Annotated in this window: 13 protein-coding genes; 8 read left to right on the top strand and 5 right to left on the bottom strand. The window is 61.6% G+C overall.

All coding sequences use genetic code 11. From position 1 onward, the window contains the following. Nucleotides 1–46 precede the first annotated feature (46 nt). From lpdA to sucD, 3 genes are all read left to right on the top strand, one after another. Nucleotides 47–1477, top strand: a complete 1431-nt coding sequence (lpdA, locus tag JOZ06_RS16465) for a dihydrolipoyl dehydrogenase (protein ID WP_293234389.1) — start codon at nucleotides 47–49, stop codon at nucleotides 1475–1477. Nucleotides 1478–1589: 112 nt separating this feature from the next. Then, nucleotides 1590–2756, top strand: coding sequence for an ADP-forming succinate--CoA ligase subunit beta (gene sucC / locus JOZ06_RS16460; RefSeq protein ID WP_293234388.1), 1167 nt, complete (start codon nucleotides 1590–1592; stop codon nucleotides 2754–2756). A gap of 23 nt (nucleotides 2757–2779) precedes the next feature. Then, the gene (gene sucD / locus JOZ06_RS16455; protein WP_293234387.1) at nucleotides 2780–3667 is read left to right on the top strand and encodes a succinate--CoA ligase subunit alpha; all 888 of its coding nucleotides are present in this window, start codon (nucleotides 2780–2782) and stop codon (nucleotides 3665–3667) included. 189 nt (nucleotides 3668–3856) lie between these two features. On the opposite strand, the gene JOZ06_RS16450 is transcribed toward sucD, so the two are convergent. Beyond that, entirely contained in the window at nucleotides 3857–4756 is a 900-nt protein-coding gene (locus JOZ06_RS16450) for a LysR family transcriptional regulator (RefSeq protein ID WP_293234385.1), read from the bottom strand. A 96-nt stretch (nucleotides 4757–4852) separates the two neighbouring features. On the opposite strand from JOZ06_RS16450, the gene JOZ06_RS16445 reads away from it, so the two are divergent. Continuing rightward, nucleotides 4853–5821, top strand: a complete 969-nt coding sequence (locus tag JOZ06_RS16445) for an NAD-dependent epimerase/dehydratase family protein (RefSeq protein WP_293234383.1) — start codon at nucleotides 4853–4855, stop codon at nucleotides 5819–5821. Nucleotides 5822–5898: 77 nt separating this feature from the next. Here the strand turns inward: JOZ06_RS16445 and JOZ06_RS16440 are convergent, their stop codons facing one another. The 3 genes from JOZ06_RS16440 to JOZ06_RS16430 form a co-directional block, all read right to left on the bottom strand. After that, complete coding sequence (locus tag JOZ06_RS16440; RefSeq protein ID WP_293234380.1) at nucleotides 5899–6318, bottom strand: type II toxin-antitoxin system VapC family toxin; 420 nt, start codon at nucleotides 6316–6318, stop codon at nucleotides 5899–5901. Continuing rightward, entirely contained in the window at nucleotides 6315–6542 is a 228-nt protein-coding gene (locus JOZ06_RS16435; protein ID WP_293234378.1) for a type II toxin-antitoxin system Phd/YefM family antitoxin, read from the bottom strand. The genes JOZ06_RS16440 and JOZ06_RS16435 overlap by 4 nt, the downstream gene beginning before the upstream one ends. Nucleotides 6543–6627: 85 nt before the next feature. Further along, nucleotides 6628–7860 carry an MFS transporter gene (locus JOZ06_RS16430; RefSeq protein ID WP_293234376.1) on the bottom strand — a complete coding sequence of 411 codons (1233 nt, stop codon included), beginning with the start codon at nucleotides 7858–7860 and terminating at the stop codon, nucleotides 6628–6630. 121 nt (nucleotides 7861–7981) lie between these two features. On the opposite strand from JOZ06_RS16430, the gene JOZ06_RS16425 reads away from it, so the two are divergent. The 3 genes from JOZ06_RS16425 (at nucleotide 7982) to JOZ06_RS16415 (ending at nucleotide 11310) form a co-directional block, all read left to right on the top strand. Next, nucleotides 7982–8953 (top strand): LysR family transcriptional regulator, encoded by a 972-nt coding sequence (locus tag JOZ06_RS16425; protein WP_293234374.1) that lies wholly within the window; start codon nucleotides 7982–7984, stop codon nucleotides 8951–8953. A 30-nt stretch (nucleotides 8954–8983) separates the two neighbouring features. Then, the gene (locus tag JOZ06_RS16420) at nucleotides 8984–9694 is read left to right on the top strand and encodes an amino acid racemase (RefSeq protein WP_293234372.1); all 711 of its coding nucleotides are present in this window, start codon (nucleotides 8984–8986) and stop codon (nucleotides 9692–9694) included. Nucleotides 9695–9849: 155 nt separating this feature from the next. Then, nucleotides 9850–11310, top strand: a complete 1461-nt coding sequence (locus JOZ06_RS16415) for a hypothetical protein (RefSeq protein WP_293234370.1) — start codon at nucleotides 9850–9852, stop codon at nucleotides 11308–11310. 122 nt (nucleotides 11311–11432) lie between these two features. On the opposite strand, the gene JOZ06_RS16410 is transcribed toward JOZ06_RS16415, so the two are convergent. Next, on the bottom strand, nucleotides 11433–12389 hold the full coding sequence (locus JOZ06_RS16410; RefSeq protein ID WP_293234368.1) for a LysR family transcriptional regulator: 957 nt from the start codon (nucleotides 12387–12389) through the stop codon (nucleotides 11433–11435). Between the two features lie 111 nt (nucleotides 12390–12500). Here JOZ06_RS16410 and JOZ06_RS16405 point away from each other — a divergent pair, with 111 nt between their 5' ends. Further along, the gene (locus JOZ06_RS16405; RefSeq protein WP_293234366.1) at nucleotides 12501–12800 is read left to right on the top strand and encodes a DUF1330 domain-containing protein; all 300 of its coding nucleotides are present in this window, start codon (nucleotides 12501–12503) and stop codon (nucleotides 12798–12800) included. Nucleotides 12801–12835 lie beyond the last annotated feature (35 nt).

Here is a 12835-nt window from a genome sequence, read left to right as displayed (position 1 = left end):
GCCGGGCCATGCCTCAAGATTTGCGTTTCGCCCTCAAGGAAAAGTGATGAGTCAGGAATTTGATGTCGTAGTGATCGGCGCCGGCCCCGGCGGTTACATCGCCGCCATCCGCGCCGCGCAACTCGGTTTCAAGACCGCGTGTATCGATGCCTTCAAAGGTTCGGACGGCCAGCCCGCGCTGGGCGGCACCTGCTTGAACGTGGGCTGCATCCCGTCCAAGGCGCTGTTGCAATCCTCCGAACACTTCCACGCGGTCAAGCACAGCTTCGCCGAACATGGTATCAACGTGAAGAGCCCGAGCTTCGATGCGGCGCAAATGATCGCGCGCAAAGACGGCATCGTGCAGAAGCTGACTTCCGGCGTGGCTTTCCTGTTCAAAAAGAACAAGGTGACGAGCCTGCATGGCTTGGGTAGTCTGAAGGGCCGCGACAACGAAAAATGGCAGATCGAAGTGCGCGACGGCGGCAAGGTGGTGGACACCGTGTCCGCGAGCCACGTGATCATCGCCACCGGTTCGCGTCCGCGTCCGCTGCCGGGTGTCGAGATCGACAACCAAACCGTGCTGGACAACACCGGCGCGCTGGCGATGACCAGCACGCCCAAACGCCTAGGCGTGATCGGCGCCGGCGTCATCGGCCTTGAAATGGGCTCGGTCTGGGCCCGCGTGGGCAGCCAGGTGACCATTCTGGAAGCGCTGCCGACCTTCCTCGGCGCCGCCGACAGCCAAATCGCGCGCGAGGCGCTGCGCACGCTGACCAAGGACACCGGGCTGACCATCCATACCGGCGTCAAGATCGGCAGCGTCAAGGTCGGCAAGACCGTGACGCTGGAATACGAAAAGGACGGCAAGGCGGAGACCCTGACCGTGGACAAGCTGATCGTCGCCGTCGGCCGCGTGCCGAACACCGACGGCCTTGGCGGCGAGGCGGTGAACCTGCAGATGGACGAGCGCGGCTTCGTCGTCGTCGACGACAGCTGCCATACCAATCTGCCCAACGTCTGGGCGATCGGCGACGTGGTGCGCGGGCCGATGCTGGCGCACAAGGCGATGGAAGAGGGCGTGGCCGTGGCTGAGCGTATCGCCGGTCAGAAGCCGCACGTCGACTTCGGTTCGATTCCGTGGGTGATCTACACCTCGCCGGAAATCGCCTGGGTCGGCAAGACCGAAGATCAGCTCAAGAAGGAAGGGGTGGCCTACAAGAAGGGCACCGCGCCGTTCGCGCCCAATGGCCGCGCGCTTGGCATGGGTCAGGCGCAAGGCACGGTCAAGATTCTGGCCGATGCCGAGACCGACCGCATCCTCGGCATGCACGTGATCGGACCGATGGCGTCCGAGCTGATCACCGAAGGCGTGCTGTCGCTGGAGTTCAAGGCCGCGAGCGAAGACATCGCCCGCATCGTGCATGCGCACCCGAGCTTGTCCGAGGCGGTGCACGAAGCGGCGCTGGCGTGCGACAAGCGCGCGCTGCACGGCTAGCCGCCGTCAAGGAAACGCCGGGCGGGCGACCCCCGCCCGGAAAGAAGCTGCAAATCAGCCACCATCGGGCGCGGCGGCGTCAGCCGCCGTCTCAATGAAAAGGAAACCATAGATGAATCTCCACGAATACCAAGCCAAAGCGCTGTTGGCCAAATACGGTCTGCCGGTGCAGCAGGGCGTGCTGGCGGCGTCGCCCGAAGAGGCCGCTGCCGCGTTCGACAAGCTCGGCGGCAAATTCGCCGTGATCAAGGCGCAGGTGCATGCCGGCGGCCGCGGCAAGGCCGGGGGCGTGAAAGTGGTCAAGAGCCGCGAAGAAGCCGCGGAAGTGACCAAATCCCTGCTGGGCACCCGGCTCGTGACCTACCAGACCGACGCGCTCGGCCAACCGGTCAATTCGGTGCTGGTGTGCGAAGACATGTATCCGGTGGAGCGCGAGCTGTACCTCGGCGCCGTGGTTGACCGCGGCAGCCGCCGCGTCACCTTCATGGCATCGACCGAAGGCGGCGTGGAAATCGAAAAGGTCGCCGAAGAAACGCCCGAGAAAATCCTCAAGGTGACGGTCGATCCGCTTGTGGGCATGCAGCCGTGTCAGGCGCGTGAAGTGGCCTTCGCGCTCAACCTCAAAGGCGAGCAGATCGGCGCCTTCACCAAGTTGATGCTCGGCGCTTATCAAGCCTTCGTGGAAAACGACTTCGCCCTGTTCGAAATCAACCCGCTGGCGGTGCGCGCCAGCGGTGAACTGGCTTGCGTCGACGCCAAGATCGGCATCGACAGCAATGCGCTCTACCGTCATGCGGATCTGGCCTGCCAGCGCGACAAGAGCCAAGAGAACGAACGCGAACTGAAGGCCTCCGAATTCGACCTGAACTACGTGGCGTTGGAAGGCAACATCGGCTGCATGGTCAACGGCGCCGGTCTGGCGATGGCCACGATGGACATCATCAAGCTCTACGGCGGCCAACCGGCCAACTTCCTCGACGTCGGCGGCGGCGCCACCAAGGAGCGCGTGATCGAAGCCTTCAAGCTGATCCTGGCCGACCCGTCGGTCGAGGGCGTGCTGATCAACATCTTCGGCGGCATCGTCCGCTGCGACATGATCGCCGAGGCTATCATCGCCGCGGTCAAGGAAGTGCATGTCACCGTGCCGGTCGTGGTTCGCCTGGAAGGCAACAACGCCGAGCTGGGCGCGAAGCTGTTGTCCGAGTCGGGTCTGAAGCTGACGCCGGCCGATGGCCTGGCCGACGCCGCCGCCAAGATCGTGGCCGCCGTCAAGGCCTAACCCAGCACACAAAGGATTGAAGAATGAGCGTACTTGTCAATAAAGATACCAAGGTGCTGGTACAAGGCTTTACCGGCAAAAACGGTACCTTCCATGCCGAACAGTGCATGGCCTACGGCACCAAGATCGTTGGCGGCGTCACCCCGGGCAAGGGCGGCGCGACCCATTTGAGCCGCCCGGTGTTCAACACCATGAACGAAGCGGTCAAGAACACCGGCGCCAACGCCTCGGTCATCTTCGTGCCGGCGCCGTTCGTGCTCGACTCGATCGTCGAAGCGGTCGATGCCGGCATCGAGCTGATCGTTTGCATCACCGAGGGCGTGCCGACGCTGGACATGCTCAAGGCCAAACGCTACATCGAAACCGTCGGCGGCGTGACCCTGATCGGCCCGAACTGCCCCGGCATCATCACCCCGGGCGAATGCAAGATCGGCATCATGCCGGGTCACATCCACCGTCGCGGCAAGATCGGCATCATCTCGCGTTCCGGCACGCTGACCTACGAAGCCGTGGCGCAAACCACCAAGCTCGGCCTCGGCCAGACCACGTGCATCGGCATCGGCGGCGACCCGATCCCGGGCCTGAACCATGTAGGCGCCTTGAAGCTGTTCCAGAACGATCCGGAAACCGAGGCCATCGTCATGATCGGTGAAATCGGCGGCACCGCCGAGGAAGAAGCGGCCGAGTTCATCCAGTCCGAGGTGAAGAAGCCGGTAGTCGGCTACATCGCCGGCGTGACCGCCCCCAAGGGCAAGCGCATGGGTCACGCAGGCGCCATCATCTCCGGCGGCAAGGGCACGGCCGAAGAGAAGTTCCGCGCCTTCGAGAAGGCCGGCATGGCCTACACCCGCAGCCCGGCGGAAATCGGCAGCACCATGCTGGAACTCTTGAAGTCGAAGGGCATGGCCTAAGCTCGCCGGTTTTAGCCATGACAAAGCGCCGGCTCGATGTCGGCGCTTTTTGTTTGCCTAGGTCGTGTCGTCATAAGATGGCGGCGCACTGCCTTCGGCGAGTGCGCCCTACGCGAATGTGAGTCCAGTTACGTAGGGTGCAATCGCCGCGCAACGCGCGGCATTGCGCCGAATACCTGAAGACAGACCCTAGCGCATCGCCTGATGTCCCGCGTAGCGCAGCATTCCCTCCACCAGCCCGTCGAACACCGCCTTGCAGGCGGGGTTATGGCGCAAGTCTTCGTGCATGGCGATCCAGGTATCCATGGCGAGCGCGTACTGCTCGGGTAGTACCCGCCGCAGGCCGTAGCGCTGTGCCAGCTGCAGCTGGCAGAAGCCGATGCCGGCGCCGGCCCGCAGCAGCGCCAGTTGCGCCAAATCGCTATCGCTGCGCATGCCAAAACGTTCGCGCGACAGGGCCGGCATCCGCTTAGCGGCTTCGCGCACGAAGGCGCTGGGCTGGTCGAAGCCGATCAAGCGATGGCTCTCCAACGCGGCCACGGTACCGGGTTCGCCATATTCGGCGAGATAGTCCGGCGCGGCGTGCAGCCCGATGGCGATGGTGCCGACGGGACGGGCGATCAATTGTGCCTGTTGCGGCTGCAGCATGCGCACGGCGATATCCGCCTCGCGTTGCAACAAGTCTTGCATGCGGTTGCTCAGCACCAGTTCGATCGTGATGGCGGGGTAGCGGCGGCGCAGCAAGGCCAGTATGGGCGGCAACACCTCTACGCCAATGACTTCGCTCGCCGTCACCCGCACCACGCCATGCGGCGCATCGCCTTGGCGGGATGCCATGCGTTCCAGCGCCGCAGCCTGGCTGGCCATGGCCTCGGCATAGGGGCGCAACGCATCGGCCGCATCCGTCGGCATCAGTCCACCCTGAGAGCGGGTGAAGAGGGAAATGCCAAGGGTGGTCTCAAGCGTATCGATATGGCGCCCAAGGGTGGGCTGGGCCAGGCCGAGCGCGCGCGCGGCGGCGGAGAGTGAGCCTTCGCGCAGTACGGCGAGAAAAGAACGGTAGAGTTGCCAGTCGATCGAGGTGTCCATGCATAAATGTATGGACAGTCTGCCTTTTTAGTCAATTTTGTATTGTTGGTTCTCTCTCTATGATGAGGTCATTCATATCAACGAAAGGGTAGGGCCATGGAGACGAAGCCGAAGGTATTGGTGGTGGGGGCGGCTGGCGGTATCGGCGGTGAGCTGACGCGGCAGTTGCATGATGCCGGCTGGATGGTGCAAGGCATGGTGCGCCGCCTGGAGCAGCCGACGCAGCATCGCGACGGCATCACCTGGGTCAGGGGCGACGCCATGCGCGCGGAGGATGTGGCGTGGGCGGCCCAGGGGTGCGAAGTGATCGTGCATGCCGTCAACCCGCCGGGGTATCGACGCTGGGCCGAGCTGGTGCTGCCGATGATCGACAACACCATCGCCGCGGCGCGGCTGGCTGGCGCGACCATCGTGTTGCCGGGCACGGTCTACAACTATGGGCCGGATGCTTTTCCGCTGCTGACGGAAACCGCGCCGCAGCACCCCGTCACGCGGAAAGGCGCGATCCGGGCGGAGATGGAGGCGCGCTTGCATGCTTACGCCGCCGACGGCGGCAAGGTGCTGATCGTGCGCGCCGGCGACTTTTTTGGCCCCAAGGCGGGCAACAACTGGTTCTCACAGGGGCTGATTACGCCGGGCAAGACGATCAAGCGTATCCAAAACCCGGCGAAAGCGGGCGTGGGGCATCAATGGGCCTATTTGCCGGATGTGGCGCGCAATATCGTTGCGCTGTTGGTCAGGCGTGAATCCTTGCCGGCTTTCGCTACCTTTCACCTAGGGGGGCATTGGGACGAGGATGGTACGCTGATGGCGCAGACGATCCGCCGGGTGCTGCAACGCCACGGCACCGATGCCAAGGTGACCGCTTTCCCTTGGTGGCTGATCCGGCTGATCGCGCCGTTTAACACCACGCTGCGCGAAATGATGGAGATGCGTTACTTGTGGCGCCGGCCGGTGCGGCTCGACAACAGCAAGCTATGCGCGGTGCAGGGGCGGGAATGGCTGACGCCGCTGGATGAGGCGGTGGAGGCGACGCTGCGCGGTTTGGGGTGTTTGCCCCAGTGAGCCTGCGCTTTGGGTAGCGTGCATTCGCGAAGCAACGCACGGCCTCGGTGCACGCTACACGAAGAACGTGACGCTGCTCAGCGGCTAGCTTGTCTTGCCTGAAAGTGCCCGTGCGTCGCATAGCCCAGCAGCAACAAATCCTCGGTGACCAGCGTCACGCCAAGATGGCGCGCGGTTGCCACGATGATTCGATCGGCTGGATCGGGATGACATTCCCAAGGAAGACGTGTGCTCGCCACCGAAATATCAGGCGTCAGTGATGCCAAGTGGATCCCCGGCTGAGAGAGCGCTTGCTGTATCCACTCTCCCACATCTCGGTCCAAGGATAGCCGTCCCTTGCTAACCAACATGGCAATCTCCCAAACACTGATGGCGGAAACATAGAGCATATCGTGCTCGGCCGCGTGCGTGATCGATTCGATGGTTTTAGCGGATAGCCTATCTTCACCGTTGAGCAGCCAAACCAGGACGTGAGTATCCATCAGCAGGCCATTCAAAGCGCGGCCTCCCATTCATTTTCCAGTGGGGAAATGATGTCCTCTTGATGCAAGACGGTGCCTTTGAGTGCACCGAACAAGTCGATTTTCTCAGGCATGGGCACCAGCTTGGCTACCGCCTTGCCATGCTTGGTGATGACGAGGGGAGCCCTGGTGGCGGCTACCTCGTCCAGCAGCTTTAGGCAGTGGGTTTTGAACTCCCCCGCGCCAACGATGGTTTCCATAACTACTCCGACTATGGTCGTACACTATGGTCATAATGGTGGAGCGTAACGGAAAAATCAAATGACGCGGGGTGCAACGCGCTAATCATGCCTTTGCGCCTTTCCAACAGCGAACCGCCAGCGCTCCCAGCGACGCGGCCGCCGCGAGTGTTGTCACGCCGATCCAGCCGTGGCTCGCCAGCAAGGCGCTGCCGATCACCGAGCCCGCCGCCATGCCGATGAACATGCCGACGAACAGTACGGCGTTGAGCCGGCTGCGCGCGGCGGGATCGATCCGATAGATCACCGATTGGTGCGCGATCAGGCTGGCTTGCACGCCCAGGTCGAACAGCACCGCGCCGACGCCGAGCATGATCAGTTGCGCTTGCATGGGCCAGGCCGTGGCCACGCTCAGCAGTACGAAGGCCACGGTGGCAAGGCCCGCGCCGAAACGCGTGACCACTTCCGGCCCGCGGCGGTCAGCCAGATGGCCGGCCAGTGGCGCGGCCAGCGCCCCGGCGGCGCCTGCGAGGCCAAAGCCGCCCGCCACGGCGCTGCCCAGATGGAAAGGCGCAGCGTGCAGCATGATGGCCAATGTCGACCAGAAGGCGCTGAAACCCAACGACAGCAAGCCCTGAGCGATCGCGGCGCGGCGCAGCGCATCATGCTGCCGCCACAGCGTCCACAGCGAGGCGAGCAAGGCGTGATAGGGCAGCGTGGTCGTCGGCCGCACGTGGGGCAGGAAGCGCCGAATCGCCGCGCCGATCAACAGAATGGTGGCGGCGGCGATGAAAAACATCGCCCGCCAGCCGAATTGCTCGGCGACCAAGCCGCTGACCACGCGCGAGAGCAGAATGCCGGTGAGCAGTCCCGTCATGATGGTGCCCACCACCTTGCCGCGCTGCGCTTCCGGCGCGAGCGCCGCGGCCGCCGGCACGATGTCCTGCGCCAATGTCGCCATCAGCCCGATGATCAGCGAGGCCGGCAACAGCGCGGCGAGCGAGTGGGAGAGGCCCGCCAGCACCAGGGCGGCGATCAGCAGCACCGCCTTGACCAGCATGATGTTGCGCCGGTCGTGGCGGTCGCCCAGCGGCGCCAGCAGCAGAATGCCCAGCGCGTAGCCCAGCTGGTTGAGGGTGGGGATCAAACCGACGGCGCGATCGGAGGCGCCGATATCGCTTGCCAGCACGCCGAGCATCGGCTGGCTGTAGTACAAGCAGGCAACGGACAGGCCGGCGCCGATGGCCAGCAATAAAATCAGCGCGCGCGACAGCCCCTGTGCGGTCGCTGGGTGGGTAGCCGGCGCGGTGTTCGCCGGCAAGATATCGGTAGTGGCCATGATCAACCTCTAGGCATGTTGGTGATGGCTGCATGATGGCTGTTCGCAAAGCGTATGTGTAGACGAATGAAATGTAGATTTGTTATACATGTAGCGTATAAGTAAAGCCGAGCCGATCTTGATGACCGATGATGCCCCCCTGGAACCTTCCCTCAACGCGACGCTGCCCTTGTTGCCCGGCACCGGCGAACGCATCGAGCTGATGCTGACGTTTTTGCGTATTGTCGAAGCCGGCAGCCTCTCCGCCGCCGCTTCGCAACTAGGCACTACCCAGCCCACCGTCAGCCGCCGGCTGCAAATGCTGGAACGCGCGCTCGGTTTGCGTTTGCTCCAACGCACCACCCATACCATGCGTTTGACGCACGACGGCGAGCGTTGCTACGAGCGCGCCAAGGAATTGCTGGCGGGCTGGGCGCGCTTCGAGTCGGAATTGAAGGGCGCGCGCGAGGAACCGGAGGGTATCCTGCGAGTGATCGTGCCGCACGCGTTTGGCCAGGAGCGGTTGATTGGCCCGCTGTCCCGCTACTTGCAACAGCATGCCGGCATGGCGGTGGAGTGGCTGCTACACGATGACCGTGCTATTCAAGATTACATTGCCGCCGGCATCGACTGTGCCATTCAAGTGGGCGAATTGACCGATCCGGGGATGGTGGCGATTCCGCTCGGGCAGGTGCCGCGCATCGTCGTGGCCTCGCCGGAACTGCTGGCGGGGCGGCCCGTGCCGCAAGACGCGGCCGAGCTGATCGACTTGCCGTGGCTCGCGCTGCGCACTTTCTATCGCAATGAAGTGCTGTTGACGCATGCCACCAGCCACAAGCGCAAGCGCATTCCGATCAAGCCGCGCTTCAGCACGGACAGCCTCTACGCGCTGCGCAGCGCCGCCATCCAAGGCCTGGGCGTCGGTTTGGGCTCGCGCTGGGTCATGACCGAGGCGCTCAAGAGCGGGCAACTGATACAGTTGACCCCGGCGTGGCAAGCCGCACCATTGCCGGTCAATCTGGTCTATCCCTACGCCCGCTTTTACCCGGCGCGGCTGCGCCGTTTCATCGATATCGTCCGCGCCGAAGCGGGGGCGATGTTTGGCGTAGAATGATCTCTCGCTTCAGTCAAATGGGTGTAGAGAATGGGGTTTAAAAAGATCGGGATCATCGGTGGCTTGAGCCCGGAGTCGACGGCGAGTTACTACCTGCACATGACCCGTTCGTTTGTGCGGCAGTTCGGCAGCGATGGCTACCCGGAAATCATCATCTACAGCGTTAACCTGGAAAAATACCATCAGTGGCGCGCGATCAACCGCTGGGATCTGATCGCGGCGGAAATGATCGATATCGCCAACAAATTGCTGCAGGCGGGGGCGGATATCGGTTTGATTGCCACCAATACTATGCACAAGGTCTTTTACCAAGTGCAGCAAGGCACCCGCCTTCCGCTTTTGCATATTCTCGACGCGACGATCGCCGAGATTAAAAAGGCGGGCTTATCCAAGGTGGGCGTGCTCGGCACCCAATTCACCATGGGTGAGCACTTCTATCGCGACTACCTGGCCCGGCACGGTATCAGCGCGCTTGTTCCCTGTATTGAAGAACAAGAACTCGTTCACAGTATTATCGTGAACGAGTTGGTAAGAGGAACGTTCCTTACCGCATCCAAAGCCAAATATCTCAGCGTGATTCAACAGCTCATTGGCAGTGGCGCAGAAGGCATTGTTCTGGGCTGCACGGAAATTCCCTTATTGGTCGATCAGCAAAGCTGCGACATTCCTCTCTTCGACACCGCCGTGTTGCACGCCGAAGCCGCGCTTCAGGCCGCTATCGCCGATCGGGTGATGGGCTGAGCTGGCGGGAGGCGTTTTCGTCATGTCTGCCTTGAGGCCCGTGCTTTGGGTGGACGGACCGTACCTGGCGGTCATATGTTTTCTTTTTGTGACGGATGGTGACGAAATATATTTAAACAATTAATATATTTGTTTTGGATCTGTTTGGCTTCCCCATGTTCAAAACCTGTCTTTCCATCGCCCTGCTGGCATTGCTGACTGCCTGTGCCAACGACCCCTTTAAGCGTTCCTCCCAATTTGAAAAGCCGGATGATGGTGCCGTGGTCGTGCGTACCGCCTACGTATTTGATGACGTTTATGGCAAGCATGGATCCATGGTGGTGCGCAATATGAATGAAAACGCGTTGGGATACTATCAGATTGATTTTTCCAACGAGGCAAGCTCGAATTCACTGGTCTTTGTGGGGACATTGCCCGCCGGGCACTATCGCATCGATCATTTTGCGAATGCCATGGAGAGCAAAATTCTGAACGAGCAGTTTGGCGAGTTCGATATTAAGCCGCGGCAGATGACCGATCTGGGGTTACTGTCGTTTTCGTTGGAAAGAGGGATGGATAACGAGCTGCATCGTTACATTCAGCACTCCCATACCGGCAACAACCGTGAAATCGCGTCAAGCACGGTACCGGAAATGGTGACGCAATTACACGGGCAAACCTTGTCCTGGGACCCGCTGCATCCCCCCCTTGGCCGCGATGAAGATCCGCACATGCTTCTTGCCGGCGTTTACTCGCCTGCTTTTGCCAGCGATGGCAGTTTCATTTATGGCACTCGGTTTGGCAATGTGTCCCATGTGACCACCAATGGCGAACGAGTGCAGGCTTACTTGGGCGAGCACGTTTCTTTAGATAACACGCTGATCACAGCCAAGGGACACTGGCTGGCTGGCGGCGAATTTTCCACGCTGATGCAGTCGGACGACAATGGACTGTCGTGGCATTCGCAACGCGGCAATCTGCCTTTTGGCCAAATCTTCGGTTTGTTCCAATGGCACGACAGAATCATTGTTACCCTGCGGCAAAATCTAGATGTGATGGTGTTTTCTGCGGGAGAAGGTAGCGACCATTGGCAGCAGCTAGCACGCTATACGCTGCACTATTCGCTGCTGGGTCCCAAAGGCGTTGGGCCCGCGAGTGGGATGTTCGGTGATCAATTGTTGGTGGCGCTGCCGGCAGACGACTTGGCCGTGTTGGACCTGAAAACGGGTGCGACCGCGATGCGCAAGTACCCAGGAGATATATTCGTCGCTGCTTTCGGTGGTGACGGGGTCGCACGTTGCAAATGCGTTGCCACGATCGCTATGCAAACCTTTGAAAGCCGCGATCTGGGGCAGACCTGGCAAAGTCCGGACGGAACTCATTTTCTTGCCTTGCCGATCATGCGTGATGCCCTGCATGGACTGACTTTCCGAGGAGGGCCTTTTTTTGCCAAGTTCTCGGTGTTCCGCACCGAGGACGGTGGTAAAACGTGGTTGGAAGGGCAGGCTTTCGATGATCCGCTTGCGCAGATGTTCTACGCGCCGACCGGCACGACGGTCTACGCGGTCAGTAATCAAGGCGCCTTCTGGAAATCGATCGACGATGGTAAGGTCTGGTTTCCTGTGGGAGTGCATTGACGTTTGATGTCACTATGAGCACCCGACGGCGGGTGCTTTTTTCTCTATGCCCTCGCGGTGCCGATGGTGTTTATCGGCACCCGCACCGCACTGCCGATCGCCATGGCAGAGGGGCGCTAGGTCTATTCCGCGGCAAAAGCCTGCAAGCTCGCCAGTGGCACATGCAGGGCTTCGTCGCGGGCAAAGACGTCGAGCAGATAGTCGATGGTGGCTTTGACGCGAGGGGCCACCAGCGCGCGGTGCGGGTATTGGATGACCATCTCGTAGCCTCCCGGATCGTGCATCCCCAGCAACACCGTTTTCAAGCGGCCGGCCTTCAAATGCGCCCAGGCGTGATGTACGCCCACCTGCGCCACCCCCATGCCCATGCACGCCGCCTGCGTCAGCGTCTCCGGCGCGGACAGGGAAACGCTCGCGGTGGATAGATCCAGCGTGGAGATCGCGCCGTCGTCCCATCGGAAATGCCACGGCGCCGCTTTGCCGCCGAGAAAACGCCGCACGATCAACCGGTGCGTCTGCAGGTCTTGCGGCGCGCGCGGCACCCCATGCCGCGCCAGATAGTCGGGCGAAGCGACCAGCACCATGCTCAAATGGCATACCGGGCGGGCCACCAACGCGGAGTCGGCAATCTGTCCGCCGCGAAGCGCCAAGTCGTAACCGTCTCCCACCAGGTCGATCAGCCGGTCGTCAAAATCGATTTCGACCGAGAGCGCCGGGTAGCGCGCCATGAGCCTGGGTAGAGCCGGCATTAAGTGATCACGGCCGAACCCCGCGCTGGTGGAGATGCGCACTTGACCGCTGATCTCGACGCGCTTGGCCGCCACCGCGTCGACAGCGGCGTCGAGCGCATCCAGCGCGATGCGGGCTTGTTTGAGAAACGCTTGGCCCTCTTCGGTCAGTTTTAGCTGGCGGGTGGTACGGTTGATCAGGCGCACTCCCAGCGCTTTTTCCAGGCCGGCCACATTCTTGCTTACCGCGGCGGTGCTGATCCCCAGACCGCGCGCGGCGCCGGCAAAGCTGCCGGCCTCGGTCGTCTGTACAAAAGAGAGAATGGCCCGCGTGCGTTGCGATAAGTCCATGGCGCTCACAAATCAACTTAAAGTTAATAATTAATCAACCATATACCTACTTATAGTTGATTGTGTCAATGGCGATAATCCTGGCTCAGTCACCCCTCTAAGGAGAGCGCCATGAGCCAACCTGCCTATTTTGTCTTTCAAGCCACCATCAACGATGTCGAAGGGATGAAACCCTATCAGCAACGGGTGCACGGTACCCTGCAGGCTTATCGCGGCACCGTCGTTGTGGCCGGCGGAGCGGTGGAGTCCCGTGAAGGCGCCGCGCCGCAAGGCAAGATTTTCATCGTGCGCTTTGACAGCATGGCGGACGCCCGCGCCTGGTACGACTCGCCCGATTATCAAGCAATCATCGGTTATCGCCTGGCGGCGGCGGAATGCATCGCCTTCCTGCTCGAAGGCGTCGCGCTGTGAACCCGCAGCTGATACATCCCACGATTCAGAAAGAA

The sequence above is a fragment of the Paludibacterium sp. genome (genome assembly GCF_019232825.1).
Lineage (GTDB): Bacteria > Pseudomonadota > Gammaproteobacteria > Burkholderiales > Chromobacteriaceae > Paludibacterium.
Note: the sequence above shows the minus strand (reverse complement) of the source record. Positions and strands in the feature narration are given on the sequence as shown.

Coding starts and splice junctions, on each gene's coding strand:
- lpdA (WP_293234389.1), top strand. CDS start 47: ATGAGTCAGGAATTTGATGTCGTAGTGATCGGCGCCGGCCCCGGCGGT.
- sucC (WP_293234388.1), top strand. CDS start 1,590: ATGAATCTCCACGAATACCAAGCCAAAGCGCTGTTGGCCAAATACGGT.
- sucD (WP_293234387.1), top strand. CDS start 2,780: ATGAGCGTACTTGTCAATAAAGATACCAAGGTGCTGGTACAAGGCTTT.
- JOZ06_RS16450 (WP_293234385.1), bottom strand. CDS start 4,756: ATGGACACCTCGATCGACTGGCAACTCTACCGTTCTTTTCTCGCCGTA.
- JOZ06_RS16445 (WP_293234383.1), top strand. CDS start 4,853: ATGGAGACGAAGCCGAAGGTATTGGTGGTGGGGGCGGCTGGCGGTATC.
- JOZ06_RS16435 (WP_293234378.1), bottom strand. CDS start 6,542: ATGGAAACCATCGTTGGCGCGGGGGAGTTCAAAACCCACTGCCTAAAG.
- JOZ06_RS16430 (WP_293234376.1), bottom strand. CDS start 7,860: ATGGCCACTACCGATATCTTGCCGGCGAACACCGCGCCGGCTACCCAC.
- JOZ06_RS16425 (WP_293234374.1), top strand. CDS start 7,982: ATGACCGATGATGCCCCCCTGGAACCTTCCCTCAACGCGACGCTGCCC.
- JOZ06_RS16420 (WP_293234372.1), top strand. CDS start 8,984: ATGGGGTTTAAAAAGATCGGGATCATCGGTGGCTTGAGCCCGGAGTCG.
- JOZ06_RS16415 (WP_293234370.1), top strand. CDS start 9,850: ATGTTCAAAACCTGTCTTTCCATCGCCCTGCTGGCATTGCTGACTGCC.
- JOZ06_RS16410 (WP_293234368.1), bottom strand. CDS start 12,389: ATGGACTTATCGCAACGCACGCGGGCCATTCTCTCTTTTGTACAGACG.
- JOZ06_RS16405 (WP_293234366.1), top strand. CDS start 12,501: ATGAGCCAACCTGCCTATTTTGTCTTTCAAGCCACCATCAACGATGTC.